Genomic DNA, 23,932 nt, shown 5'->3' with positions numbered 1-23,932 from the left:
AGCCCTTCAGCGGCCGAGGCAAAAGAGTTCGACCTTCGCGAGAATTTCGGAGCTGTTCAATTTTTGCCTTTTTCAACAGTGTCCCCCTAGAGCAGACATCCGGCTGCGCTGCTAAAGTCAGCGGTATTCATCGATAATGCCCTGAAAGGTCTGCCCGGCTGTCGCGTTGGTCGCGCGGTTGTAGTGGGCCTCCGTGACGCGGGGATCCGTGTGGTGAAGAACGGCGCTTGCAAGATGCGGCGTGCTACCGCCGTAAACTGCTGCTGTAGTTGCCGCAGCGCCGCGGAATAAGTGGGCACTGACATCGACGCCGATGGTTGCGAGCGTGGTTGCAGAAAGCACTCGCGCAACGCCATCATAAGTCATCGGCGAGCCGTCGTTCGATGATACCCACAATGCATTGCTCGACGTATCCGACCGCGCCAGGATCGGCCGCTGCCGGTTGATGTAGGCATCTATCGCGGGTTTCAGGAAGTCCGGGAGGGGCCGTTCATCGACACGACGGGATTTGGTGGTTCGGCGATTCAGTTTGACCCACCAGGTGCTCTTGACCTCAACAAACGAGCCCCCGATTTCCAGAGCGGCGAAGTTTTTCAGTCGCATCGGGTTAAGGGCAAGCAGTGCTATCATGAGCCCATTGCGGGCGGAGCGAGCGCAGGACAATTCGGTCCGAACGTTCGCGTCCGCCTCAGCGATCAGCGCCAACCCGGCTTCGACCAGCACCTCACTCGTGACGATGCGGTTGAACTTGGACTTCGGAACCACCACAAACGCCAGATCCTTCTCGATCTCCGCCAGCCATGTGAAGTCAGAACCTCCTGAGATCAGCTCGGCGGCGCGGCGCAGCTTGTAGATCGAGCCATGAACCGTCACCGATCGAACCCGGGCCTGCAATTCGGCGAGATATTCCCGAACGTTCTCTGGCGAAACCTGCGCCGCTGGCCCTGCCCCCGGATCAAGCCGGGAAGTTCTGTGCAAAAAGTCGAGGAAGTAGCCGTAGCGTCGGGCCAAATCGTTTCGGGTGATCTCCGCGAGATGGCTTGCCGCGCCTCCGCGCTTGAGGCGGAACCCAGGTCGGCTGGCATCTTGCCAAGCCTGGCGGTCGGCCGTAGGCCATAGGGCTAACGGCAGGGAACGCACGAGCTTGGTCATGCTGCCTTCCTGTCGGGCCTACGACGGCCAGACCGGGTCGTCGGAGTCGGGTCATCCTCAGCGGTGAAGATCATTTCCCGAACCATGTCGCCGAACACCCTCCCCGCCTGCGTGGTTTCCAAGCCCGTGTAGAAACTCATGGTGGTCTGGATGTTGCGATGACCGAGAACGCGACGAACCAACTCGTGTTCGCCGGGACGGTTCTTCAGGATGATTGCTCCGGCGGCGTGCCGAAACTGATGCGCGGTGATCCGCAATCCCGTAGCCTTCAAGATCCGCTTGGTGATCTGGTCACTCAGCACGGTCGGGCCCTTGCAGCCTCCTGTCTCGCCGGGGAACAGCCACGGCTCGTTACCGCCACGCACTAGACTCGGGCGGAAGTCGTGGATGTATTCGTCGAGCAGTTCGCTCAGCCTTTGGTTAAACTGAGACTCGAGCTTTACCCGGTTTTTCACGTCGTAATCGGGGAACACCAGCCAGTACTGAGAATGGGGCCCACCAGGTTTGATCAGGTTTTCGTCCAGCCGAATGCGTCCAAGATTACCGAGCCGCACCGGGTTGACCGTCAAAATCGCGATGGCGACGGCGACCTGCGCCACCACCGCGGCCTTCACGGGCGCGTGGTAATGCAGCGACCGCGCTTGGGCCATCATCGCCTCCGGCAGGTTGACGACGCCGGTCCAGATGCCATCGGTCAGGACCTGGCGGACAACGGCGAGGTTCTTGTCGGTCAGTCCACCTTGGCGGTGCTGCTCCAACTCGGCGCGGATATCGTCCAGGCGCACCAACGCCGCTTCGTCGAGGCAATCGATCTGACGCGCGATGCTCAAAAATAACACCCCCAGATCGATGGTGAACACATTCGGCCGCTCCCCATCCTTTTCCCAGTAGGCTTCGAGGATGGGTTCAGAGACGTCCGGGTGCAGCATCGCGCCCAACGAGGTCAACTTCTCGATCGGCACCCCTGCCCGCACAGCCATTTTGGCCGCGGCAACCAACATGGCCCGGCGCACGCGGATAGTCGCCGGCTTGCACGGTGCCCTTCGCTTGCCGGTATGGCCCTTACGCGGCTTCGTCAGACCCAGGAGATAGGCATCGATGTCGTTGCGCAGAACCTCCGAAAAACTCTCCCAGGACGGCCCCTCGGCTGCCTTGATCGGCGGCTCGATCAGGCGCCGCTCCGGCCAACCCTCGACCGAACCGATGCAAGCGTTCCAGGACCGGGCGATGGAGCGCCGGGCCGCTGCGTCGGTGGCAAGCGCTGAGGTTTCGGCGCGATAGACCATGTAGGCGTCGAGCGCGGCTTCATCGACACTCGCGGGTCCCAGTTCCTTTGCCGAGCAGTACCGCATCAGCGAGGACAGGACGCTGCGCTGGTGCCGATCGCTGAGACGATCCCGGAGCGCCGCCCACCCGGCCGTGAATTTCGCGCCGCGTGCAGGCACATTGTGCTCGCCGGCAAACCACACCAATGCCGCCCGCGCATTCGACTTATGGTTGGCCAATGTCTTCTGGGTGATGCCGAGCAGCGCGTGGTGCAACCGGGCCACCGGGTGACGAACCGCGGTCCAGCGCGCCTGGATCAACTCCGGCGGCTTGTCGAGCGCGACCGCGATCTGGCGCAACGAGCAGAGCCAATGGGTAACGATCTGTTTCGGCAGGTCCTTCGCCATCTCGACGGCGGCAAGCACGTCGGCGAACGAGGGTTCAAGCAAGCCAGTTTGGGCCATTGGGATGTCTCCGATGCCGATCGGAGATGACCGGCGTTGCCGTTGATGTACTGTGAAGTAAATTGGGATGTTGTCAATAGTATAATGGGTACATGTACTATTATATATCGTCCTAACCTTGGATCATCTAAGATTATAATGATGTATAGTTATGTATAGAGATAGACGATCGTTACATCCTCGACCAGGTTACGAGACCGCGCAAAAACGCGACTACACTTCGCTGGTGGAGAGGCGCTGACGGGATTTCAGGTACTGGGCCTGACCGGCCTCGGTGTAGCGGACCGAGCGGCCGACTTTGATGTAGGGCGGGCCATCGCCGCGCATACGGGCCTTGGCCAACCAAGACAGGCTGACCTTGAGAATCTTGGCCTGCTCCTTCGGCGTGAGCAGGACCATCGTGGTGGCGGTCGGCTTCTGCGCGACCACGGCGTTGTCGGTTGACGATTGCGATTTCACGGAATTTCCCTCTGGAATGAAAGGCGCCACAGCGCCAAGACCCGGGTAACTGCGCCATCAAAGAAGGCAAACACTGGGCCGCAGCGCAACGGCCCGGACATCCGGGCCCTCAAATTCCAAACTAGGGAATGATCAGGGAGCAATCACATCGACAAAAACCGTCAGCTTGCCGAGAGTTTTTGTCCAGACGCTTCGCGGAGGCGTCTTTCGCTCCGCTCCAGGCGTTTTCCACAAGCTTCCGAGCTTGGTGAGCGCATATCGCGCGGCAAGAAGGACTCAAGAGCCAGTGCCGCATTGAGGAGCCAACCGCTTCGGGTTTGATCATCGCGATCTTTACCTTGCGAAGGCTCTACACCAGCCTTGTCGGCTATTTGCAACAACAGTGCCGTGAAATCATCATACCAATGCGCATCCAGCGTGGGACGCCCTCCTTTGCTGGACGGCTCAGGCAAATCGGCCTCAGCCACCAAGCAGACGTGGGCTATCCGCGCTGCTTCCCGGTTGAACGCCGAAATAAGTTCATGCGCATTGTTCAAGGAACCGACGGTCGGATCGAGTGCTAGGATCTTTGCAATTTCGGAGGTTATCGTGATGTCACGAATGTCACGGAGGCCGGTTTCAGTCCCACTAAGGAGCACGGAAAGCTCTTTTAACTTCGCTCCAGCCGACGCCAACTCCTTGGCGACCGTTGATATTTTTAAGGCATCGCGCACCGATGACCATCCGCCTATGATTGATCCTAGCAATACAGTTGCCTTTTGTGAGGTTTTCTGAATCCATGGGCAACCATGATTCGAACATCGTGGACGCGGACAGCGTCGATTGAAGAGACGCTTGCGTTGTGGGCGGCGTCGCTTCGGGAGATCAAGAAGCGGATACGTCCATTGTTCGGGCAAGAGCGTGTTGCGAAGAATGCTGGCTTGTTTCTGGAAGGTCTGCTTGGAGATGAGCAACGCAAGACTGGTTGGATGCGCGCTGAGGCCGCAGGCGATCCTGGTCCATGGCGGCGGCGTGGCTATGGTTTGACCCTTGCCGTGGTTCGGCGTTTGGTTTTTTTTGGCGCCGGCGGATTGGCGCGATGGCGGATCACCGCCATCATGGCGAAGGCGAGCATCACCATGGAAACGTGGCGATGCCAGCCGTGCCAGGATCTGCTCTCGTTGTGGTCGAGCCCGAACTCGTTCTTGGCGGTCTCGAAACTGTCCTCGATTGCCCACCGATGGCCTTCGACCCCCACCAGTGTTTCGATCGATGTTGCCGCTGGGCACCAGGTGGTGAAGAAGGCGAGATCGCCATCGGCGATACGACGACGGATCAGCAGACCGCGTGTCCAAAGGCCCGGATTTTCGTCGTTTGGTTCTCCGGCCAGGTCGGCCAATTCGAGATAGCACCAATCATGCAGCCGCGGTCCTTTGGTTCCGGCCCCTGCTGACAGGCGTTTCCAGTCGGACGCACGCCGCGTCAGGGCGATGTCGGCAGCCGTGCCGGCGACCGATCGACGCTTGCCCCAGGATCGAAATACATGCGCGCTGCTGACCCCCAGGACATAGCCTTTGCCTGCGCGACGCAGTTGCTGTTCAATGTCACCGACACCGTAGACCGTATCGCCTGCAACCCACTTGAACGGGACAGGCGCGGCTATGGCGCGTGCGATCATTCTCGTCGCAAGCTTTGGTTTGGTCGCAAAGCCGGTATCGGGGGGCACGTATGCGGCTTTCAGTCGATCTGGATCGTCGGTCCATTCCTTCGGAAGATACAGCGCGCGGTCGATGAAAGCATGACCGTGGCACGAAACGTAGGCCGCGAAGACGCCGATCTGGCAGTTCGTGATCTTGCCCGCCGAACCAGTGTACTGACGCGCCACGCCGCACGACGCTTTGCCCTGTTTGAGAAAGCCGGTCTCATCGATCACGAGGACCGCGTCATCGTCCGCCAAATGCTCGATGACATAATCGCGGACGATATCGCGCAAGGCATCCGCATCCCAATCCCTGCGACCCAGGATCGCCTGTTGCCGACCTTGAAATGCCGGCTCCGCAAATGAAGAGTACTTCGCCGAGCGCATGCGCCAACAGCAGCCGCTCTGGAATCGCCGGTAATCCATTGCCCAAAGAAATAACACGATCTTCCAATGACGGCTCAGTCATCATTCACAGTCGCGCCTTGGGGTTTGGTTGAATGCTCAAATCCGATACTCTCAAACCGCCGAAGGGGCCCGGCAGAAGCGGGTACGATTTCCCAGAGTTCGCATTTGATTGATTCCCAGCTAGTACTATCCAAGCTCAACCGGAGCGTGAGAGCAAGGATCTGGGTCCAAAACATCCTGCGGCTAGAGCCCAAGGGAACGTCAGCTGAAATTGACCTCGACGACTGGCGAGCGGCAGTCACGCAACTCCCACCGCTTGCTAAATCAGATTATGAAGCCAACAAGGCGTATTGCGTCTTTGTTCAACGAGAGATTACGCCTCGCCATCGGTTCTGCACCATGAGCCGAGGTAGCTAGATCAGCGGCAAGCACGTTGCACGCAAACAACAGGCGCGGTCTCCTGCGAGTGCCTACATGGTGCCTACATGGCGCCAGCTGAGTTTTTTAATCCACGATCGTCGCGACTAATGTGTTGATATTATAGTTCAATTTGGTCGGGGCAGCTGGATTCGAACCAACGACCTGCAGTACCCAAAACTGCCGCGCTACCAGGCTGCGCTATACCCCGATCATGTTGGGAAGCTGCGTCGATACACGCTTAAACCGGCGCCATCAAGGCGGTACCATAGCGTTTTCGACCGAGGTGGTACCGGTTCGCGTCAAGAAAACGCGTCAAAACATAATGTTAATGGCCGTTGAACAGCGGGTGCGCCACCCGGTCGCCGGGCTGGATTCCGTATTTTTGCGCCGTCCCGGCGATAACCTCCAGCACCCCCTTGGCCAGCCCGCGCGAGGAGATGATCCGGGTGGACAGCGGTTCGGTATTTTCGGCGATCCGCAGGATCCGGCCGTCGGCCCGGATGAAGATCATGTCGAGCGAGATGTAGGTGTTTTTCATCCACATCGACACCTCCTGTTCCGGGGTGAAATCGAACAGCATGCCTTTGCCGTCCGCCAACTCCTTGCGGTACATCAGGCCCGTCTCCTTCTCCTGGTCGGTCGTCGCCATCTCAACCGAGAACACCTGCACGCCGGACTTGGTGACGATCTCGAGCGGCTGCACGCTCGCCGCCCGCGCGTCAGAATTCGCCAACGCGCCAAGCGCTGCGATCAGCATCAGCCAAACGTACAGGCGAGCCCGGACGACAACCCGATCAAAATTCATGGAAAAACACTCACACCTGATCTTTTGCCGGCCGACCCTAACCCGATGATTGCGGCAAATGCCAGAGGCCGCGGCCGGGACGCATGCGGCCCGGCTCACGATTCCGTCAGTTAGGTATGGGATAATTTTAGTGCGACGACAGCGCCGACGGACCGCCCTCGGGGTGAATCTCGGCGGCCATCATGCCCTTGGAGCCGGGCCCGAACCGCACCAGCACATACTGGCCGGGGCGCAGTTCGGTCATGCCGAAGCGGCGCAGCGTTTCCATATGCACGAAGATATCCGGTGTCCCCTCCCCACAGGTCAGGAAGCCGAAGCCGCGCAGCCGGTTGAACCATTTGACCTGCGCCCGCTCCAGACCGCTGGTCGGGGTGACGCTGACATGGGTCCGCGGCGGCAGCATCTGTGCCGGGTGGATCGCGGTGGACTCATCCATCGAGACGATCCGGAACGCCTGATAGCCCTTTTGACGCTGCACGCATTCGACCACCAGCCGCGCGCCTTCGTAAGCCGTCTGATAGCCGTCACGCCGGAGCACGGTGACATGCAGCAGCACATCCGGCCAACCATTGTCGGGTACAATGAAGCCGTAGCCTTTCGAGGCATCGAACCATTTGATGACCCCGGAAATTTCAACGAGGTTGGCGGCGGCATCGCCGAGGCCCGACAGCGCATCCATCGCCGGATCGCGCTCCGCACCGGCGGAGAATTCACCTGGTCCAAGCGTATTCTGTCCAAGCCGGTTCTGCCCTGCCCCGCCTGACGGCGGACCACCGAGCTTCTTGGACTCAAAACTGTCCGACCCCATGACCCCGGACCCCACACTTATTGGCAGCCCGTCGTTTTGCGACTGAGCCGGAACACGCGCCCGCCGCGCGAATCTCTCAAATCAAAAGATAACACTCCCGCTTGCCGCGCATAGCTAAAAAACTAACCCTCCGGGAACTATGAACAGTCTTGCACCGCCGCGAATCAAACAGGCAATCAATTGCCTACGAACGGCCCGAGGGTTTCCCCGATGTCGTGCCGGATCACCAGATCGGCAATGTCATCCTGTTCGGTCGGCTCGTTGTTGATGATGACCAGTTTGGCGCCACAGTTCTTGGCCATCAGCGGAAACCCTGCGGCCGGCCACACCACCAGCGACGATCCGATGGCCATGAACAGGTCGCACTGCTGCGCCAGTTCCGTGGCGCGACGCATCGCGTCCTCCGGCATCGCCTGTCCGAACGAGATTGTTGCGGTCTTGACCGGGTCGTCACACAGCGTGCAGTCGGGCGCGCTGCCGGTGTCATCGAAACGCGCTTTGACCCACGGCAGATCGTAAGCCTGTCCGCAGCCGATGCAGCGGGCGTAGGTGGTGTTGCCGTGGAGTTCGACCACGTCGTCGCTCTTGAAACCCGATACCTGATGCAGATTGTCGATGTTCTGGGTGATGATCGCGGGAACCTTGCCGGCCCTGTAGAGCGAAGCCAGGGCACGGTGGCCGCGCCCGGGTTTCGCGGCGGCAAAGGTCGGCTCCATCGCAAAGCGCCGCCGCCATGCCTCGTCCCGTGCTTCGGGACTGGCGACGAACTCGTCGAACGGGATTGGGCGATTGCGGGTCCATAGCCCGCCGGGGGAGCGAAAATCGGGGATCCCGCATTCGGTCGAGATACCGGCACCGGTGAAGGGAACGATGCTGGAGGCTTCGGCGATCATGTTGCCGAGCTGTTCGACGCCGTTACGCAGATCCTTGGCAATCACTGGCGACCATCCGACTGTTGGCTGCACCAACTATAGCACGGTCAACCCAATTGCGGGATCGGCGCTGCTAGGCCGCTTTGGCGACAGGCTCCTTCGGCTCCCTCGCCTCTTCGCTCTTCTTGACCTTGGCAACCGGGGCGCCTTCGATTTTTTTCACCGGCTTGCCGTACTGGGCGAGCCGTTCCAGTTCCGCTTCGAGCTCGGCGCGCCGCGCGGCGACCTTTTCAAACAGCTTGTCGGTCGCATGATCGCGCAAGGCTGCGAGTTCTTCGATGCTCAGCGAATCCAGATCGATTTTTGCCATGACAGCCTCCCGTTTCCTTTCGCTAGCGGGAAGGTGCGCAAGCCACAAGGCGAGTTCCGTCCTTATCCACCGCCTTCGCTTTGAACGCAGGCGATCACAATCCTGCGACGCTGTTTCCCAATTCGTGCCCCAATCGCGAACGCCAATAGGGCCGGGACAAGACTCACAGCAACCAGGATGGGCAATGACTGAACAGGAAGACCGGGTCGCGCGCGAGCGCGAAGAGATCGCTGCGCGCGTCGCCAGCTTCAAAGCCACCCAGCAGAAATTCGCACGCGAGCGTGAGGAATATTACGCTACGACGCTGGGCAATGCGTGGAGTGGGTTTACCCGGCCGTCGGTTTGGGAATAGCGCGGAATTTTACGCGACAGGCGGCAAAAAGCCCGGAGCGATGCTCCGGGCTTTTTCGTTACCAAAGCGGCCGCAGCGGCCGCGCCGAGAATACCGTCCACCGATGTCAGAAGGCATAGAAGAACCCGGCATCAGCACGCTGAGATTGTGTGATGGGTGACATGCGAGCTATGCGTTCAGGTCGGGACCGACCTTCGGCCGGCGCGGGAACCAATCGTGAGTTTCGTGGTTTGGTTACACCGGGATTCTTGTCCCGAAGGGGTAGCCCATGCCGCCGTGGATGGAAGTCCTGCTCAACATCATCGCCTATGGCGGCTTTATCGCCATCGCGATCTACCACCGCTCGCCCAGCAAGGACCCGCCGGACTGACAGGGTTTGAGCGCTCGCTATCCGTTAATTGGCTTTGTGCAGTTCGCCGGCCGTGCGCACCAGCCTGTCGGCCTTCACCAGCACCTGGCCGCTTTCCGGGAACGGCCGGAGCGAAAAGCTGATCGTAACGAAAGCCAGGCAAAATAGCAGACCAACCACCATTACGCGGCGGTGGGTCGGCTTGTCCGCGTTGTGAAATGAAGGGACCATGGCTGTTCTCTCGGCAGCCATCCCTATCGCACCCCCAGATCAGCACAACGCGATTTGGGCTTTAACCTAACTGAATAGGGTTATCGGTTGCCTGGAGTTATCGGCTGTCTGGAAAGGGTTCGTTAGCAGACCGCCGCAAGCCGCCCCCTTCGCGACGGCGTGGTGGTCTGGATAAGGGTCCACCCAGACCCTAATCATCCGCAGCATATCCAACTATTATCCGCAGCATATCCACAGGGCGGAAATGCCGTTTTCCTCCACACCTTCATCGTCTTGCTGCGCACTCGTCCACAGCCGGCGCCGACGCCTCAGCCGTCCGCGAGTTTCTTCAACGTCGCGCGAAAACTCAGGCTGCGGGTCCCGACCAGAACCGTGCCGAACACCTCGGCCTGATCATCGGCAAAGGTACCGGAAAACCCGCTGGTGACTTCCTCTCCGCCGAACAACGGCCGGACAAACCGATCCGAGAACGGCGAGTGCTGGTTGGTGGTCAGGTGCCCTTTCCAGGTCCCGGCACCGAAGGTGTAGGCGCCGGACGACCAGAAATAGGGACCGCCGCCGATCAATACGCCGTCACGAAGGATGAGCACACCACTGTCGCGGCCTTTGACACCGTCGAGCATATGGATGTGGATCGAATAAAGACCGTTCTTCATGGCAACCGGACGATTGAGAATATGCGCGAGCATATCGATACAATTACCGGTGCAAGCTGAGAAGCCGCGCGACGGCTTGCCACGGCTTCCGTCGGACAGGGAATAGCGGGACTCCTTTTGTTCTCGGGGAACGAACAGGGGGCGCATTTTCCCGTCCGCTGCCGGCTTAAAAGACCGTTACTTTTCTCGGCTTCGTGGTGACGGCAACGGCGATCTTTCGCCACGCCCTGTGCGACGACCTGACGCCCCCAACCTTGCCGGAATTTCATTTTGCGCGATCGAACCTTTTCAGCCCGGTCTGGACTTACCTGAAAAGGTGCTCTCATGACCCAAGCCGACCACTACCGAGACCAGTCCAACCGGGCCAAGCGATTGGCTCAGTCCGTCAACGATCCGGAAACCTCGAAGAAGCTGATCGAGATGGCCGAAGAATTCCGGCTCTACGCCGAACGGCTCGAACAGACCCACTGACGCCTTCCGGTCCGATTGAATCGGAGCGGAGCGCCGGGCTTTGCCCCTGCCGCATGTTCTTCACGCGGACGATATCCAATCCGCATTGTGTGAAGCTACTTTCGCGCGTAAGCGGCGACACGCTGCCGGCGACGGCAAGCATCACCTGCCGATCCATTATCGCTGGATCGATTCGGCCCGGTATTTTCTCGACCCCGAGGTTTCGACGGTACGGCCCTTGAGGGATGTTACGAACGCCCGTGGCCGTGCGTTGACTGGCCCGGCCGCGTCGTCAGTGCGGCAAATGAGGAGCGACAACCAGCATCGCCAATAGCATACCGAGGCTGCTCAAGACCGATAATTTCATCCGCACTGTCTTTGCATCGGTGTCCGACAGCACGAAAAAGAAAACGATCGCCAGAACGATCATGCCTTCGACCAAATACATCGGATATCTCTCCGTTTGATCCAGGATTGACGGAGAGCGCGGATCGAATATGTGCGGAAGGTCACGCGATCGAGACCAGCCGCTTTTGCCGGAATTGGTGCCCGTTCGATGGAAACGACGCAGGCCCGCCGTAAGGCGGTTCTCTTCCGGGGAAATTGCGTGCATAATGGCGTATGGCAAAAGCAAAAGTGACCTTCAAAATCGTCCGAAACGCAGAGGACGACTGGAATATCCTGGCGGAATACCCGGGCGTCGAGCCCCGGGAAATCACCGGCCTGAAAAGCAAATCCGACGCGGACGACTGGATGAACGGAGACCGCCGCATCGCGTGGCTCCGCTCCCAGGGTTACGCCAAGTAAGCCGCGAAGTGATCCCTTAGCTTTCCGGCGAAAACCCTGGGGTTTTGACCCGCACGCAAGGGCCTGCCCTCGCGGGCATTTTGCTGCTATTCAGTGCGCCGAACTATCGAACCTTCTTAAAAGAAACCAGAGGGAGCCAAGAAACATGCGTTATCTCCACACCATGCTGCGTGTCCGCAATCTCGATGCCGCGCTGAAATTCTATCAGGACGCGCTGGGGCTGAAGGAAGTGCGCCGCGTCGACAACGACAAGGGTCGGTTCACGCTGCTGTTCCTGTGTGCGCCCGAAGACGAAGGCCTGTTCAAGCAGGCGCCGCAGAATCGCGGCGCACCGCTGGTCGAACTCACCTACAACTGGGACGAGGAGAAATACGGCGAGGACCGCTATTTCGGTCACCTCGCCTATGAGGTCGACGACATCTACGCGACCTGCGACCGGCTGATGAAGCTCGGCGTCACCATCAACCGGCCGCCGCGCGACGGCAACATGGCGTTCGTGCGCTCGCCGGATCTGCATTCGATCGAGCTGCTGCAAAAAGGCAATCCGAAGCCGCCGGCGGAGCCGTGGGCTTCGATGCCGAACACCGGCCACTGGTAAGCCCTCTACAGATTTTATGTGCACGTCCGCCATCCCGGCTACCGGCTGGTGACAAGAGCGGACGCGCCGTTTCCATCCGGCACCGAAGACGAATGGCGGCTGACACGCGCGGCCGCCATTCCGACGACGTCAATGCGGAGGTGCGGGACGCCGTCGATCAGAACGGCTACTCGCTGTTCCGAATCGGACTATCGCTGTCGGAGATTCCAAAGTCATAGGAACCCCACCCTCCCTCGTACGTTGTTCTCGCGATCAAAAGATTTCGAGGAGGAGACGATGGGAAGAGGAATTCTGCTGTGGTTGTTGGGCGTGCCGATTCCGGTGATCATTCTGCTTTGGTTGTTCTTCGGCCATTGATCTCTATTTGAGATCTCTGTTTGACGCACGTGCAGCGCAAACCGGGCGCCGTATCTTACGCGAAATCAGGCCCTGCCGTTACGCGGCGGGGTCTGATTTTTTTGGCCTCGGAGCAATCGTATCAGCGCTTTTCGGCGGGAATTCCGATATGAACTGCGACAAGCGGATCAGCGGGAGCAAAAGCGCGTGGCCAACGACAAGCAAAACCAACTCACGATCTGGGGCCGGGCCAACTCGGTCAATGTGCAAAAAGTGCTGTGGTGCCTGCACGAACTCGATATCAGCTATCATCGCATCGATGCCGGCATGCAGTTCGGCAAGAACAACGAGGCTGCCTATCTCGCGATGAATCCCAACGGCCGCGTGCCGACCCTGGTCGACGGCGATTATGTGCTCTGGGAATCCAATTCGGTGATGCGTTATCTCTGTCTCGTGTACGGCCAGGGCTCGCCGATCTATCCGCAAGCGCCACAGCAGCGCGCCGCCGTCGATCGGTGGCTGGACTGGACGCTGTCGACCCTGCAGCCGGTCGACCGCCCCGTGTTCTGGGCGCTGGTGCGGACGCCGCCCGAAAAACGCGACATGGTCGCGATCCAGAAGGATGTCGACGCCGAAGCCGTGGTGTGGCGTATCATGGAGCAGCAGCTGGCGAACCGGCCCTTCATCGAGGGCGATCAGTTCACGATTGCCGATATCGCGGTCGGCGCCTTTGCGCGGCGGTGGTTCGGCGTCGAAGGCGTCACCAAGCCGAAGCTGCCCTGTCTCGAAAGCTGGTTCGCGCAGATCTCGGAGCGGCCGGGGTTTATCAAATTCATCGCGCCGCCGATGACATAAAGGACGCGTCAAACAAAACAGCAGCGTTGCTCAGCGCGCGCCCATATAGGCACTGGCCCCGCTGCTGACGTACCCGCCGATCTTCACGCAGGTGTCGGAGCCCTCGGCCTTGACGAAGCCCGCACCATATTCGGCGCACGTATTGCTGCGGGCGGCTCCCTTGTTGAGCGCAATCGGCTTGCCCGAGGTCGGAGCTTGGCCGGACTTCTCGTGGCCATGTTGCTGAGCCAACGCGAAGGCCGGCCATCCGGCGACGATGATGATCAGCAGGGTTTTTCGCATCGCGCCTTTTACCGCGCGGCGCCGACGGGCGCTAGCGGACGAACTTGACGCCCACCGATTTGCCGCGGCGCCAGACCACTTCGCAGTTTCGCCCGGTCCGGGCGTCGCGCGAAAATGCCAGCCGCAATTTGGCGGGCAACGTGTTGGGATCGTCGATCGTGACCTTCGCGCCCGTCGTCGACATGTCCTGCACCACGCATGGGCGTGCCGCGAAGCCGCCTTCGAGCGTGATCCAGCCGGATTGACGCAGTGATTTGCGCGCCTCGCGCTTTTTGGTTCCGATCGCCATGGCGGCATTCCTTACGCCTTGCGGCTTTAAAAAGCGTTGCGAACTGGCCGACGCTTTCGGCGGGCGCCGGGCCTCCGACACGATCCCGAATGGCCCGCAAAAGGCCTTTTCGGGCGGCTTGCCCGCCCGGCCAAACGCCACTATACGTTCGCCCGTCCCGCCTTGATCCTTCGTCGCGGCCGGGACCAACACGGCAAGCCAAGCGCGTAAAGCACTGATTTGCCAGTTGTTTTTTGCTCCCTTCGTCTATCGGTTAGGACGCCACCCTTTCACGGTGGAGAGAGCGGTTCGATTCCGCTAGGGAGCGCCATATGTTTCAATGGCTTAACTCCGCGAAGATCCTTGATGTCCAGCATATGTCCAATTTAGGCGTGTGGACTGCGACCATGGATCGCCAACAGAAAATCACACTCGGCGGGATGCGGTCCTCGGGCCCTCGCCGGCTGCTGGTCTACTGCGGCGACTACCGCTTTGCCCGTTCGGTCGTCATCAACTCTGATCAATGGTCCGACGATATCCGGCGGTCAGATCTGGAGCCGCGGTTTTCCTACAAAGCCTGGCGCCGCCGCGGCGCCGACGTCCGGCCGTTTTTTGAGCCAGCCGCCATGGGAACGGGCGGATAGAAATTCCAGCCCGTACCTCGCAATCCCGTGAAGCCGTTTCGTGGCCGCCTGCCGACGAAACACAGGGATCGGGCTGCGAAACCATTTTCATGCTTCGGCGAAGAAATTCTGCAACCGTAACGGCCCAAGATGCCTCCGTGACTTAACAACGGGGTCAGGTCATGCGGGAAATCATCAACCTTCTATACCGCGAATTTTGCCGCATGCTTTTGGATGAGATGCGCAAGGTCCGGCTTCACCGCGAGGCGATGTCATGAAGCCCGAGCAAGAAAAGCTTCATTTCGAGGATGTCGCCCAGACTTTGCGATCCGCTGAGTTCAGGCGTTCAGACGATCTCAGCAGATGGCTAAGGCAATTCTTCAGCAGTCGCTGGTTGCGATACGTTGCCGCAGGCGGTGAGTTGGATAGATCATCCGCGCTTTTGTCGACTCACCACCGTGCTTGATGGTCCTGATACAATATGCGCATTTTATTTTTAGACATGCGAACCATCGCGCTTGTATTCGTATTTCTAGTGTTCTGACTCATTCATTTGCATCCCGCTTTTGCGATGGCGAGCGCTTTTTTGGCTCGGCGGTGCTTTGCGAGGATGGATTTGGCGCTGGCGGTCCACTTGAAGGGCTTTGGGTTTTGGTTTCGATGCTCGATCCACTCGTCAATCGCGGTCTTGAGTTCGGTGACGTCGTTGAAGGTTCCTCGCCGGATGCGCTGGCGAGTGATTTCGGCGAAGAGCCGCTCGACGAGGTTGAGCCAGGAACAGGATGTCGGCGTGAAGTGCAGTGTGAAGCGTTTGTGTCGCGCCAACCAGCGCTTCACGGCCGGCGTCTTGTGGGTGGCGTAGTTGTCGAGGATCAGATGCAGATCGAGATGTGCGGGCGTCTCGCGGTCGATTGTTTTCAGAAACGACAGGAACTCGTCTGCCCGATGGCGTGCCAGACATTCGCCGATGACGGTACCGGCCGCCACATCGAGCGCGGCGAAGAGTGTTGTGGTGCCGTTGCGCTTGTAATCATGGGTCATCGTGCCGGCACGGCCCTTTTTCAAGGGCAAACCCGGCTGCGTGCGGTCGAGTGCCTGGATTTGGCTCTTCTCATCGACGGAAAGCACCAGCGCCTTCTCCGGCGGATCGACGTAAAGGCCGACGATGTCCTCGACCTTCGCGACGAAGTCGGGATCGTTGGAGATCTTGAAGCTGCGCACGAGATGCGGCTTGAGGCCGTGTTCGGCCCAGATGCGCTGCACGCTCGTGTGGCTGATGCCCATTTCTTCCGCCATCGACCGCACGCTCCAGTGCGTGGCATTGGCGGGACGCTCCTTCACGGTCTTCTCGACGACCTTGAGCTTCATGGCAGCGCTGAGCGGCTTTCGGCCAGGCGGCTTGGAGCGGCCTTTGATCAGACCATCGACGCCGGCCTCGGCAAAATAGTCCTGCCAGCGCCAGACGGTGGTCTTCGAAACCCCGACCTCACGCATAATCGCCACGACGCCATGACCGTCCGCCGTCATCAGCACGATCCTCGCTCGCTTGGCGATCTTCTGAGCCGTGTTTCCATCGGTGAGCAGTTGCTCCAGTTCCCTGCGAGCCTTGCGATCAAGTACAATCAAGTCATTTCCCATGCCGCGAGTGAATCATGTTCGCGACAAGTTGGGATTCAAATGTCAGTGACAGAACACTAGCTGCGCTCTCCGCGATGGTTCGCGGGCATCAGTATCAGTTCAAACCGCTGCCTACCCGGCCGCTGCCGGCGGTGAACGTGCCCTGAGCAGTCGCAATGCTGCGGGCGCTGAACTAGACCTCGGCCCTGCCACGCCGCGCCGAGAGGTCACCAAGGCCTACCAGATCGTGACGTAGTCGTCATCGAGCCTTGGCACGGATTGTGCTGACATATCCTTGCCTGGAAATTTCACTGTCCGGGGCTAAATCCAACGCCGCCAAGCCACCATACTCCGCTTGAGCGGCGTCGTGCGTTGCAGCGGTTGGTGCGCTGGGGCCATTTCTTTGGCCTCCTTCTTAGTCGTCCGGGTGCTCACTCGGTTGGATTTCGTCGCAATACACCGCCAGCAACGTTGCCGCATCTTGATTTGTCGGCGCTGCGATCGTCCGCTGCTCCTCTATTTCTTTGCGGATCGCCCAAATGAGTTCTTCCCGATCTAAAATTCCTTTCCGCAACAACTCGCCAACCAGAATCTTCGTCAGCGAGAATGCAGAAAAGCTAACGGCCTCTTCGTTGATACGCATCTTGATGGTCTCTCCAAGTCTGTTGTGCTTCGAGCGCTTGCCACCCTCTGATCCCGCCGCCGCCCTTGGCCTTAACAGGCACGAGTTCATTTCCGGAATGGCGTATTCAGACTGAGCGCGATTCCTGGCAAAATTGCTTCCGTGCAGCGCCAGAAAAAGACGACTGCTGCTATATTGTGTCAACTATCGCGGCGGCCATTCTGTCGCGGTCTCGGCCGATCGCTGGCCCCACCACGTGCGGCTGCCCGATCTGGAGCCAAAGTTTACCTGTCAGGCTAGCGGGCCGCCGCGGCGCCGACGGCGGAATTATCAAGCTTGATGATCCGAGTGCGGGCATTACCTAGACGTTGTTGGGGCTTTCGATATGGAGAGCGCAATGACCGAACTGGCACGCTGGGAGGATAAGTCTAACTCGGTACGACGCCCAGGAATGCTAGCAGCCACGGCTGCAATCGCGCTGTTTGCGGCCATGCCGGCATGTCTGGCGTATGACGGTCCAACTTTTCGGAGTGGGCTGTGGAAATTTGAAAGGACGTTGGAGACTGACGGCAAGCCGACCAATCGGCTGCCCACCAGCGGATTGTCAATCGACCGAGAAATGACTCGCTGTGTCGATCCAACCTCCGCGCTGAAAGCGGAATTCACACCGTCCCACTTTGGAGCCTGCAAAACCAAAAACGTTCGGAAGACAGACGGTGGTTATGTTTTCCAGAGAGCCTGTGAAAGTGGTGTACCGATCGAGACCCAGATCGATGTGAAGAATGACAGCGCTTATACAGAGATCAATCAGGGTACCATTGGAAAGATATCGACGAAAGAAACCGTCGTAGCGCAGAGGGTCGGCGATTGCGAACGCAGCGGCCGTGAGCGATAAAGCGGCCTCTCGCTCCTCGCTTGAGGTGCACCATTGGGGCAACCGCTTCAGTGTCCCGGGCGTGAACCGGCGGGCCGTTTCGCGGCTCCAGTTACGAACCCCCTGCGGCGATATTCTTGTATTTGCTCATTCCGACCAAGCCACGCGCTTGGCGTCGGCTGATGCGGCGGCCAGCAACAGGGCGGCCAGCACGACGCACACACATCATCAACCGAGCCCGACCACGTCCAGCACTCCCCGCGCGCCACAGCGGCGCTCGGCCCACCATGATATCCTAGTATCCTGATTCCATGAGACTCTTTGACGCGCTGTCGTTAAAACATGTTCATCCAATGTTAGAGACATTGCCCGATCGACGTTAAGAGCTGTTCAAACGGCGTGCTTGAACTTTTGCGAGGTTGCGCTTCATGCCTGACGATTGTTCTCTAGTCGACGGTGTCCGGGTGCTTGCGGATCTCAACACGCTCCGCGGCATCGGCGCCTACAAGACCGGCGCTCACAAGCCGACCTTCTCTGAACCGCATATGCGCTCGCTCAAATGGCTTGCCGGGAAGCTTCCCGAAGCCGGGCTCACCGCCGATATCGATGGCATCGGCAACGTGCTCGGCACCACTACGAAATCCGGGCCGAAACTGTTGGCGGGCTCGCATCTCGAAAGCCAGAATTTTGCGGGCTGGCTCGATGGGCCGCTCGGCGTCGTCTATGCCCTCGAGGCCGCCCGCGTCATCAATCCCGATCCGACGTTACGCGGCGCGGTCGAAGTCGCCGCCTGGTGCGATGAGGAAGGACATTTCGGAAGCTTCCTCGGCAGCAGGTCCTACGTTGGCGGCGTCACCGAGGCCGAAATCGACGGCGCGCGCGACCGCAGCAGCGGCCGGACCATGCGGGACGCCCTGCGCGATGTCGGTCTTGCCGACCGGGCGCGCGTGACGGCCGAACGCGGGCGGCACATCGGCTATTTGGAGGCGCATATCGAGCAAGGCGAGACGCTCGAAAGCGGCCGGCTTGCGATCGGTGTCGTCACCTCCATCGTCGGGATCTGGCAATACCGGTTCAGCTTTACTAGCGAGCAAAATCACGCCGGCACCACCCGCATGGCCGTTCGCAGGGATGCCGGCGTGGCGCTGGCGAGGTTTTGCGTCGCCATCGACGATCGCTTTCCCGCGCATTGCGGACCGCGCACGGTTTGGACCACCGGCCGCATCACGCTCGATCCGGGCGCGCCGAGCATTATCCCGGGCAGCGCCGAGATGCTGTTCCAGATGCGCGACGACGACCCAACCGTCATCGAGCGCCTGGAGGGATTATTGCAAAGCATGGCCGCCGAGGTCACCGTGCAAGGCCGCTGCGGGGTGAACGTGGAGCGTCTTCGTACCGGCGCGCCAGCCCTGATGGATGGCGTCATTCAGCAGACCATCGAGGCTGCGAGTGCCGCCTTTGCCGGCGGCAGGTCCATCCGCATGCCCAGCGGCGCCGGCCATGATGCCCAGGTGCTCGCCACGATCATGCCGGCGGGCATGCTGTTCGTGCCCTCGATCGGCGGCATCAGTCATCACTGGACCGAAAACACGGCCGACGCCGACATCGTCACCGGTGCGCGGGTTTTTACCGACGCCTGCCGCCGCCTGCTGGCGGGATGAGCGCCTCCGCTTCGGCGATGCCGAAGCCGTGGCAATTTGTTATTGTTGCGGCGCACTCGTGCGCGATTCGCGCGAATCCGCTGGGAGTTTTGCCGATGACCTTCAAGTCAGGCGACCTCGTTGTGCTGAAATCCGGCGGCCCGACCATGACCGTCGATACCGTCAACACGGATATTTTTGACGACAACAAGATCACCGGCGTGCTCTGCGCCTGGTTCGTAGGGGACAAGTTCGAACGCGCGAGATTCGACCACAGGGCGATCGAGCCGGCCGGATTGCAACAGAACCCGGCAGGGAAAACGGAAGCGCTTCCGGACGAAACTGCGGGCGATTACAAACTGGTTCTCGATGAGATGGTTTCCGCGATGAATGTCCCGGCGGAACAAGGCGAGAGTGCTACCAAGTGCGGCGCCCCTGGCGTGACGGTGACTGTCGCCAAGCGGAAGCGGAGCGCGCCAACAGCCCACAAGACGATAGGACCGCATTAACCGGGACCTGATTAAGCCGAGATCGGGCGCTGCTTGAGAGGCCGGCGTTGTTTCTGTTCGCGCCGGCCGAAAACCAATTCACCTTCGCCGCCCCATTGAATGTCGGCCCAGACGCGCTCGTGCAGGTAATACCAGGCGATCTTGGTGACGACCTCGAGGCCGGCGATTGAGCCGGCGATCTCGACCCTGCCGATCATGAACCAGCTGATGGCGAATGTGTCGAGCGTTCCCAGCGTTCGCCAACTGACGGCTTTGAGAACCGATCTCGCATGCGTCTCTGCTCCACGAAAAAGCACCCGCTCATGCCTCCTGTCTGGCTCCGATCGAAACTATCACGCCCGCGTGCCGGACTGTCCCACGATCGTCGCGCTCCCGTGACTTTCCCGCTCCGGTCGGTCCGACGGTCGCGCAACGTTCTTGGACCACCGGGCAGATCAATCGCGGATCCCGCCACGAGGCTTGCTTGCTATGACAAGACTGCTGCCCCGGCGGCGCGACCGCCTGTACGGCCGCAGGCCTCAACCGTCGACAGCAAAAAAATATATCGACGGGATCGGCGACGAGGACGCCATGGTCAATGCCAAGCCGCACGGCATCTGCCGCGGTTGCTGAGCCGCCCGCTGACGTCTCCATTTCAATGGGCGCGTATTCTGGGTCGTCTCTTGGGCACAAAAAAGCCCGGGACGTTGCCGGGGCTTTTGATTTGGCTCGGAAGGAAACTCAGTACAAATTGATCCTTACAGATTGATCCTTGGCGACCACCGGGCCACCGAAGTTGAACTTGCGGTTCACGCCCACCAATGCCCTTTGCGGACGGGTTGCGTTGATGCTCCACAGGCAGCATTTATAGAAGAATTGGGCAATGAATGTCGTTGCGCGAGGGTTACATTGGCGCTGATAGAGCAACCGCGGACGGTGCGGCGATGATCTGCACCGTTTTGGTTGTCACCGCGAATTGCTGTGCCGGCCGCTTCCGAATCCTCGGAATTTTGGAAGTTCCGGTCAGCACCGGTGCGACCAGGATGTTCTTGCAAAGCGCTGAATTTGCGCCATTTTCGATCCGACAGGTAAAGTTCCGCTAGATGCTGCTGCTCGAGTCCCTTCCCACCGTCATCGGCGCCGCCGCAATCGCACCCGCATTGCTGGTGCTGTGGCTTGTGATCGCCGCCGATGAGCGGCCCGGCCCGCCTGCCCGGGTCTGGGTCGCCTTCCTGCTCGGTGCCGCCAGCATCTCTTTGCTGGGTATCGCCCGCGCGCCGTTCAACGCGCTGCTGGCGATCCCCGGCAATCCCTGGATGACGCAGGCGCTGCGCTCGCTCTTCGGCGTCGCCGCCCCCGAAGAGATCGTCAAGGTTTTGGTGATTGTCGCCGTGTCGGCCCGGCGCCGGACTTTTGCGGACCCGATGGACACCGTCGTCTACGGCGCCGCCGCCGGACTCGGATTCGCGGCGTATGAGAACCTCGCTTATCTCGTGCAGCACGCCGACATGTGGCAATCGCTGGCCGCCTTGCGCAGCGTCCTGACCGTGCCGTTCCACGGTGCGCTCGGTATCATCGCCGGCGCGTACCTCGCCATCGCGCGCGCCGGCACCGCGCTCGGCGCACACCGGCACCACCGCGACTGGGCACGCATCTCGAGCCTGATTCTGGTGTTGTTCGCGCCGATCGCGCTGCATGCCGGATTCGATTTTCCGCTGTTGACGCTGCAGAAAAATTCCGACCTCAGTGATACCACCCGGTTGATCCTGGGATCGACCAGCGTTTTGATCGGCTTCAGTTCGATCGGATTTGCGGTGCGGCTGGTGCGCCGGGTCGGCCGGCACCACGCGCCGCGCACTGAACTGGCGCGCGAGCGGCTGAGCCAGTTGCGGCGGATGTGGGCGCTGTTGGTCGCCGGCGGCGGCGCGGGCTTCGCAGGTGTCGCCTTCCTGCTGACTTCGCTGCACCACTGGTTCATCAATCCGGAGCGCAACGCGTCGCTGGTTCTGGTCCCGATCGGGCTGACATCGATCCTGATCGGCTTCGCGCTGCTGGTGGCTACCACGGCGGTCTATGTTTTCGGCCGCAATCGAATGCGGACGACGTCGGAGGGCTTTTCGTCGGCACCCGGACAGGGATAAGCCTCCTTCCGGTTGACGCGTTTTCTTTTCCCCAACCGGTTTCCACTGCGCTCGAAAACGCCTTAGTATGCCATCAGGCTCGCGCGTACCGGGAGAGCTTGCGATGACCCTTCCCAACGACATCAACAAATTGCAGTCCGACATGAGCGCTGCGGTCAAAGCGCATTGGAAGGCCTTCTTGTTCGAAGGCATCCTGCTCGCGGCGCTCGGACTGGCGGCGATCGTCGTGCCGCCGCTCGCCAGCCTCGCGGTCACCATCTTCCTCGGCTGGATGTTCCTGATCAGCGGCATCGGCGGACTGATCGTGACGTTCTGGGCCCGCCACATGCCTGGCTTCTGGTGGTCGCTGATTTCGGCAGCGCTCGCCGTGCTCGCCGGCATGATCCTGCTGGCGCGGCCCGTACAGGGCATCCTCACGCTCACCATCGTCGTCGGCGCCTACTTTCTCGCCGAAGGCGTCGCCACCATCATGTACGCGCTGGAACACCGCCGCGAATTGTCCGAACGCTGGTCCTGGCTCCTGTTCGGCGGACTGATGGACATCGTAATCGCGTTTTTGATCATTGCCGGCCTGCCCGGCTCGGCGGACTGGGCGATCGGCCTTTTGGTCGGCATCAATCTGTTGTTCGGCGGCGCGACGCTGATCGGCGTGGCGCTCGCCGCGCGTAATTCCTGAATCGGCGGCGACGGTGCTCGCCGCCCCGATTTGGGGATGACAAGACACCAGGCGTGCGCTATAGAGCGGCCATGACCACCATCGCCACCAGCTATTTTTGGTACTTTAGCTTCGACAGCTCGCTGGCGCTGGGAGGATCACGCTCAATCTGAAGTATTGCAGCAAGAAGTCCGAACAGCCGCCAGACCTGGCGGCTTTTTTGTTGCGCCGGCAGGTCCTTAAAACACACACAGGAGCCCGCCGTGTTGAGCACCACAGACGATCTTCGAATAAAGGAACTGAAAGAGCTGAGTACGCCCGAAGAGGTGATGCGCGAAATACCGCGCACCTTGACCGCAACGCGCATCGTGATGGCGGCGCGTAACGCCGTCCACGCTATCCTGAGCGGTACCGACGACCGCCTTCTGGTCGTAGTCGGGCCCTGCTCGGTCCATGATCCCGTTGCAGCCGTGGAATACGCCGAGCGCCTCGCCGCCTTGCGCGAACGGCTTGCCGATCGCCTCGAGATCGTGATGCGCGTCTACTTCGAGAAGCCGCGCACCACAGTGGGGTGGAAGGGCCTGATCAACGATCCGGATCTCGATGGCAGCTTCAACATCAACAAGGGGCTGCGTCTCGCGCGCAACGTGCTTTCGGCCGTGAACAATCTCGGTGTGCCGGCGGGGACCGAGTTCCTCGACATGACGACGCCGCAATACATCGCCGATCTGGTGGCGTGGGCGGCCATCGGCGCGCGTACCACGGAGAGCCAAATTCATCGTGAGCTTGCGTCCGGACTGTCCTGCCCGGTGGGCTTCAAGAACGGCACTGATGGCAATGTGCGCATCGCCGCTGACGCCGTGAAGTCGGCATCGCATCCGCACCATTTCATGGCGGTCACCAAGGGCGGACGGTCCGCGATCGCGGCGACGTCGGGCAATGAGGACTGCCACGTCATTCTGCGCGGCGGCAGCAAGCCGAATTATGACGCAGCCAGCATCGATTCCGCCGCGGCCGAACTCGCCCGTTCAGGCGTGATGCCGCGGATGATGGTCGATGCCAGCCACGCCAATTCGAGCAAGAAGCCGGAGAACCAGCCGCTGGTCGTCGCCGATGTCGCCCGTCAGATATCCGACGGCGAGCAGCGCATCGTCGGCGTCATGATCGAGAGCAATCTGGTCGCCGGCCGCCAGGATGTGGTGCCGGGCGTAGCGTTAACCTACGGGCAGAGCATTACCGATGGCTGCATCGACTGGGAAACGACTGTGTCGGCACTGAACCTGCTGGCCGACGCCGTCGCGGCTCGGCGGGAAGTGCGGCCGGGCAACTTCCGGGAACGTTCGGCCTAGCCGGTCAGCGTGCGGGGCGCGATGTTTCGCGCCCCGC

The 23,932-nt window shown here is 60.5% G+C and carries 29 protein-coding genes, 2 tRNA genes and 2 pseudogenes; 16 read left to right on the top strand and 17 right to left on the bottom strand.

Going from position 1 to position 23,932, the window contains the following annotated elements; translation table 11 throughout:
* Positions 1-117 precede the first annotated feature (117 nt).
* The 3 genes from NL528_RS21485 to NL528_RS21475 form a co-directional block, all read right to left on the bottom strand.
* On the bottom strand, positions 118-1,152 hold the full coding sequence (locus NL528_RS21485; protein ID WP_309184650.1) for a site-specific integrase: 1,035 nt from the start codon (positions 1,150-1,152) through the stop codon (positions 118-120).
* A complete protein-coding gene (locus NL528_RS21480) occupies positions 1,149-2,843 on the bottom strand; it encodes a site-specific integrase (RefSeq protein WP_309184649.1) in 1,695 nt (564 codons plus the stop codon). The genes NL528_RS21485 and NL528_RS21480 overlap by 4 nt, the downstream gene beginning before the upstream one ends.
* Before the next feature lie 252 nt (positions 2,844-3,095).
* Entirely contained in the window at positions 3,096-3,341 is a 246-nt protein-coding gene (locus NL528_RS21475; protein ID WP_309184648.1) for a helix-turn-helix domain-containing protein, read from the bottom strand.
* Positions 3,342-4,129: 788 nt separating this feature from the next.
* Between NL528_RS21475 and NL528_RS21470 the strand changes: the two are divergent.
* A pseudogene (locus NL528_RS21470) lies at positions 4,130-4,354 on the top strand (IS701 family transposase); the annotation flags it as partial.
* Positions 4,355-4,356: 2 nt separating this feature from the next.
* On the opposite strand, the pseudogene NL528_RS21465 reads toward NL528_RS21470, so the two are convergent.
* The 6 genes and pseudogenes from NL528_RS21465 to NL528_RS21440 form a co-directional block, all read right to left on the bottom strand.
* A pseudogene (locus NL528_RS21465) lies at positions 4,357-5,358 on the bottom strand (IS701 family transposase); the annotation flags it as partial.
* Positions 5,359-5,978: 620 nt separating this feature from the next.
* Positions 5,979-6,055 (bottom strand) — tRNA-Pro (locus NL528_RS21460).
* A gap of 117 nt (positions 6,056-6,172) precedes the next feature.
* On the bottom strand, positions 6,173-6,604 hold the full coding sequence (locus NL528_RS21455; protein ID WP_375144035.1) for a DUF192 domain-containing protein: 432 nt from the start codon (positions 6,602-6,604) through the stop codon (positions 6,173-6,175).
* 175 nt (positions 6,605-6,779) lie between these two features.
* Complete coding sequence (locus NL528_RS21450) at positions 6,780-7,460, bottom strand: cold-shock protein (RefSeq protein ID WP_309184646.1); 681 nt, start codon at positions 7,458-7,460, stop codon at positions 6,780-6,782.
* A 176-nt stretch (positions 7,461-7,636) separates the two neighbouring features.
* The gene (locus NL528_RS21445; RefSeq protein WP_309184645.1) at positions 7,637-8,398 is read right to left on the bottom strand and encodes a Sir2 family NAD-dependent protein deacetylase; all 762 of its coding nucleotides are present in this window, start codon (positions 8,396-8,398) and stop codon (positions 7,637-7,639) included.
* Between the two features lie 67 nt (positions 8,399-8,465).
* Positions 8,466-8,702 (bottom strand): hypothetical protein, encoded by a 237-nt coding sequence (locus tag NL528_RS21440; protein ID WP_309184644.1) that lies wholly within the window; start codon positions 8,700-8,702, stop codon positions 8,466-8,468.
* A 184-nt stretch (positions 8,703-8,886) separates the two neighbouring features.
* On the opposite strand from NL528_RS21440, the gene NL528_RS21435 reads away from it, so the two are divergent.
* Positions 8,887-9,054: a hypothetical protein gene (locus NL528_RS21435; RefSeq protein ID WP_309184643.1), complete on the top strand. Its 168-nt coding sequence runs from the start codon at positions 8,887-8,889 to the stop codon at positions 9,052-9,054.
* Positions 9,055-9,448: 394 nt separating this feature from the next.
* On the opposite strand, the gene NL528_RS21430 is transcribed toward NL528_RS21435, so the two are convergent.
* Together NL528_RS21430 and NL528_RS21425 are read right to left on the bottom strand one after the other, a co-directional pair.
* Positions 9,449-9,634 carry a hypothetical protein gene (locus tag NL528_RS21430; RefSeq protein WP_309184642.1) on the bottom strand — a complete coding sequence of 62 codons (186 nt, stop codon included), beginning with the start codon at positions 9,632-9,634 and terminating at the stop codon, positions 9,449-9,451.
* A 308-nt stretch (positions 9,635-9,942) separates the two neighbouring features.
* Complete coding sequence (locus tag NL528_RS21425; RefSeq protein WP_309185003.1) at positions 9,943-10,290, bottom strand: GrlR family regulatory protein; 348 nt, start codon at positions 10,288-10,290, stop codon at positions 9,943-9,945.
* 324 nt (positions 10,291-10,614) lie between these two features.
* Between NL528_RS21425 and NL528_RS21420 the strand changes: the two genes are divergently transcribed.
* On the top strand, positions 10,615-10,761 hold the full coding sequence (locus tag NL528_RS21420; protein WP_309184641.1) for a hypothetical protein: 147 nt from the start codon (positions 10,615-10,617) through the stop codon (positions 10,759-10,761).
* A gap of 271 nt (positions 10,762-11,032) precedes the next feature.
* Here NL528_RS21420 and NL528_RS21415 read toward each other — a convergent pair whose 3' ends face one another.
* A complete protein-coding gene (locus tag NL528_RS21415) occupies positions 11,033-11,188 on the bottom strand; it encodes a hypothetical protein (protein ID WP_309184640.1) in 156 nt (51 codons plus the stop codon).
* Positions 11,189-11,361: 173 nt separating this feature from the next.
* Here NL528_RS21415 and NL528_RS21410 point away from each other — a divergent pair, with 173 nt between their 5' ends.
* From NL528_RS21410 to NL528_RS21395, 4 genes are all read left to right on the top strand, one after another.
* Positions 11,362-11,547 (top strand): hypothetical protein, encoded by a 186-nt coding sequence (locus tag NL528_RS21410; RefSeq protein WP_309184639.1) that lies wholly within the window; start codon positions 11,362-11,364, stop codon positions 11,545-11,547.
* A gap of 145 nt (positions 11,548-11,692) precedes the next feature.
* Positions 11,693-12,145, top strand: a complete 453-nt coding sequence (locus tag NL528_RS21405; protein ID WP_309184637.1) for a VOC family protein — start codon at positions 11,693-11,695, stop codon at positions 12,143-12,145.
* Positions 12,146-12,237: 92 nt separating this feature from the next.
* Positions 12,238-12,363 carry a hypothetical protein gene (locus NL528_RS21400; RefSeq protein ID WP_309184636.1) on the top strand — a complete coding sequence of 42 codons (126 nt, stop codon included), beginning with the start codon at positions 12,238-12,240 and terminating at the stop codon, positions 12,361-12,363.
* 325 nt (positions 12,364-12,688) lie between these two features.
* Positions 12,689-13,336 carry a glutathione S-transferase gene (locus NL528_RS21395; protein WP_309184635.1) on the top strand — a complete coding sequence of 216 codons (648 nt, stop codon included), beginning with the start codon at positions 12,689-12,691 and terminating at the stop codon, positions 13,334-13,336.
* Positions 13,337-13,366: 30 nt separating this feature from the next.
* Here the strand turns inward: NL528_RS21395 and NL528_RS21390 are convergent, their stop codons facing one another.
* Positions 13,367-13,618, bottom strand: coding sequence for a hypothetical protein (locus tag NL528_RS21390; RefSeq protein WP_309184634.1), 252 nt, complete (start codon positions 13,616-13,618; stop codon positions 13,367-13,369).
* Between the two features lie 31 nt (positions 13,619-13,649).
* A complete protein-coding gene (locus tag NL528_RS21385; RefSeq protein WP_074278682.1) occupies positions 13,650-13,907 on the bottom strand; it encodes a PilZ domain-containing protein in 258 nt (85 codons plus the stop codon).
* Positions 13,908-14,142: 235 nt separating this feature from the next.
* Here NL528_RS21385 and NL528_RS21380 point away from each other — a divergent pair.
* Both NL528_RS21380 and NL528_RS21375 read left to right on the top strand, forming a co-directional pair.
* Positions 14,143-14,217: transfer RNA gene (locus NL528_RS21380), tRNA-Glu, on the top strand.
* Positions 14,218-14,293: 76 nt separating this feature from the next.
* Positions 14,294-14,530: a hypothetical protein gene (locus NL528_RS21375; RefSeq protein ID WP_309184633.1), complete on the top strand. Its 237-nt coding sequence runs from the start codon at positions 14,294-14,296 to the stop codon at positions 14,528-14,530.
* 528 nt (positions 14,531-15,058) lie between these two features.
* Here the strand turns inward: NL528_RS21375 and NL528_RS21370 are convergent.
* Positions 15,059-16,147, bottom strand: a complete 1,089-nt coding sequence (locus NL528_RS21370) for an IS630 family transposase (protein ID WP_309183221.1) — start codon at positions 16,145-16,147, stop codon at positions 15,059-15,061.
* A gap of 394 nt (positions 16,148-16,541) precedes the next feature.
* Positions 16,542-16,769 carry a hypothetical protein gene (locus NL528_RS21365; protein ID WP_309184632.1) on the bottom strand — a complete coding sequence of 76 codons (228 nt, stop codon included), beginning with the start codon at positions 16,767-16,769 and terminating at the stop codon, positions 16,542-16,544.
* Positions 16,770-17,145: 376 nt separating this feature from the next.
* On the opposite strand from NL528_RS21365, the gene NL528_RS21360 reads away from it, so the two are divergent.
* From NL528_RS21360 to NL528_RS21350, 3 genes are all read left to right on the top strand, one after another.
* Positions 17,146-17,643, top strand: a complete 498-nt coding sequence (locus tag NL528_RS21360) for a DUF3617 family protein (protein ID WP_309184631.1) — start codon at positions 17,146-17,148, stop codon at positions 17,641-17,643.
* A 407-nt stretch (positions 17,644-18,050) separates the two neighbouring features.
* Positions 18,051-19,283, top strand: coding sequence for a Zn-dependent hydrolase (locus NL528_RS21355; protein WP_309184630.1), 1,233 nt, complete (start codon positions 18,051-18,053; stop codon positions 19,281-19,283).
* 17 nt (positions 19,284-19,300) lie between these two features.
* The gene (locus tag NL528_RS21350; protein ID WP_309184629.1) at positions 19,301-19,771 is read left to right on the top strand and encodes a DUF2158 domain-containing protein; all 471 of its coding nucleotides are present in this window, start codon (positions 19,301-19,303) and stop codon (positions 19,769-19,771) included.
* Positions 19,772-19,782: 11 nt separating this feature from the next.
* On the opposite strand, the gene NL528_RS21345 is transcribed toward NL528_RS21350, so the two are convergent.
* Entirely contained in the window at positions 19,783-20,067 is a 285-nt protein-coding gene (locus NL528_RS21345; RefSeq protein ID WP_309184628.1) for a DUF2061 domain-containing protein, read from the bottom strand.
* 172 nt (positions 20,068-20,239) lie between these two features.
* On the opposite strand from NL528_RS21345, the gene NL528_RS21340 reads away from it, so the two are divergent.
* From NL528_RS21340 to NL528_RS21325, 4 genes are all read left to right on the top strand, one after another.
* The gene (locus NL528_RS21340; protein ID WP_309184627.1) at positions 20,240-20,383 is read left to right on the top strand and encodes a hypothetical protein; all 144 of its coding nucleotides are present in this window, start codon (positions 20,240-20,242) and stop codon (positions 20,381-20,383) included.
* A gap of 470 nt (positions 20,384-20,853) precedes the next feature.
* Entirely contained in the window at positions 20,854-21,891 is a 1,038-nt protein-coding gene (locus tag NL528_RS21335) for a PrsW family glutamic-type intramembrane protease (protein WP_309184626.1), read from the top strand.
* A 103-nt stretch (positions 21,892-21,994) separates the two neighbouring features.
* A complete protein-coding gene (locus tag NL528_RS21330) occupies positions 21,995-22,567 on the top strand; it encodes a DUF308 domain-containing protein (RefSeq protein ID WP_309184625.1) in 573 nt (190 codons plus the stop codon).
* A gap of 242 nt (positions 22,568-22,809) precedes the next feature.
* On the top strand, positions 22,810-23,895 hold the full coding sequence (locus NL528_RS21325; protein ID WP_309184624.1) for a 3-deoxy-7-phosphoheptulonate synthase: 1,086 nt from the start codon (positions 22,810-22,812) through the stop codon (positions 23,893-23,895).
* The last annotated feature ends 37 nt before the right edge of the window (positions 23,896-23,932 follow it).

The sequence above is a fragment of the Bradyrhizobium sp. Ash2021 genome (assembly GCF_031202265.1).
Lineage (GTDB): Bacteria > Pseudomonadota > Alphaproteobacteria > Rhizobiales > Xanthobacteraceae > Bradyrhizobium.
This window is presented reverse-complemented; position numbering and strand designations above follow the sequence as displayed.

Coding starts and splice junctions, on each gene's coding strand:
- NL528_RS21350 (WP_309184629.1), top strand. CDS start 19,301: ATGCCGAAGCCGTGGCAATTTGTTATTGTTGCGGCGCACTCGTGCGCG.
- NL528_RS21370 (WP_309183221.1), bottom strand. CDS start 16,147: ATGGGAAATGACTTGATTGTACTTGATCGCAAGGCTCGCAGGGAACTG.
- NL528_RS21365 (WP_309184632.1), bottom strand. CDS start 16,769: ATGCGTATCAACGAAGAGGCCGTTAGCTTTTCTGCATTCTCGCTGACG.
- NL528_RS21435 (WP_309184643.1), top strand. CDS start 8,887: ATGACTGAACAGGAAGACCGGGTCGCGCGCGAGCGCGAAGAGATCGCT.
- NL528_RS21425 (WP_309185003.1), bottom strand. CDS start 10,290: ATGAAGAACGGTCTTTATTCGATCCACATCCATATGCTCGACGGTGTC.
- NL528_RS21330 (WP_309184625.1), top strand. CDS start 21,995: ATGACCCTTCCCAACGACATCAACAAATTGCAGTCCGACATGAGCGCT.
- NL528_RS21420 (WP_309184641.1), top strand. CDS start 10,615: ATGACCCAAGCCGACCACTACCGAGACCAGTCCAACCGGGCCAAGCGA.
- NL528_RS21455 (WP_375144035.1), bottom strand. CDS start 6,604: ATGCTGATCGCAGCGCTTGGCGCGTTGGCGAATTCTGACGCGCGGGCG.
- NL528_RS21355 (WP_309184630.1), top strand. CDS start 18,051: ATGCCTGACGATTGTTCTCTAGTCGACGGTGTCCGGGTGCTTGCGGAT.
- NL528_RS21385 (WP_074278682.1), bottom strand. CDS start 13,907: ATGGCGATCGGAACCAAAAAGCGCGAGGCGCGCAAATCACTGCGTCAA.
- NL528_RS21440 (WP_309184644.1), bottom strand. CDS start 8,702: ATGGCAAAAATCGATCTGGATTCGCTGAGCATCGAAGAACTCGCAGCC.
- NL528_RS21340 (WP_309184627.1), top strand. CDS start 20,240: ATGACAAGACTGCTGCCCCGGCGGCGCGACCGCCTGTACGGCCGCAGG.
- NL528_RS21360 (WP_309184631.1), top strand. CDS start 17,146: ATGACCGAACTGGCACGCTGGGAGGATAAGTCTAACTCGGTACGACGC.
- NL528_RS21390 (WP_309184634.1), bottom strand. CDS start 13,618: ATGCGAAAAACCCTGCTGATCATCATCGTCGCCGGATGGCCGGCCTTC.
- NL528_RS21415 (WP_309184640.1), bottom strand. CDS start 11,188: ATGTATTTGGTCGAAGGCATGATCGTTCTGGCGATCGTTTTCTTTTTC.
- NL528_RS21450 (WP_309184646.1), bottom strand. CDS start 7,460: ATGGGGTCGGACAGTTTTGAGTCCAAGAAGCTCGGTGGTCCGCCGTCA.
- NL528_RS21485 (WP_309184650.1), bottom strand. CDS start 1,152: ATGACCAAGCTCGTGCGTTCCCTGCCGTTAGCCCTATGGCCTACGGCC.
- NL528_RS21375 (WP_309184633.1), top strand. CDS start 14,294: ATGGATCGCCAACAGAAAATCACACTCGGCGGGATGCGGTCCTCGGGC.
- NL528_RS21430 (WP_309184642.1), bottom strand. CDS start 9,634: ATGGTCCCTTCATTTCACAACGCGGACAAGCCGACCCACCGCCGCGTA.
- NL528_RS21410 (WP_309184639.1), top strand. CDS start 11,362: ATGGCAAAAGCAAAAGTGACCTTCAAAATCGTCCGAAACGCAGAGGAC.
- NL528_RS21335 (WP_309184626.1), top strand. CDS start 20,854: ATGCTGCTGCTCGAGTCCCTTCCCACCGTCATCGGCGCCGCCGCAATC.
- NL528_RS21405 (WP_309184637.1), top strand. CDS start 11,693: ATGCGTTATCTCCACACCATGCTGCGTGTCCGCAATCTCGATGCCGCG.
- NL528_RS21400 (WP_309184636.1), top strand. CDS start 12,238: ATGGCGGCTGACACGCGCGGCCGCCATTCCGACGACGTCAATGCGGAG.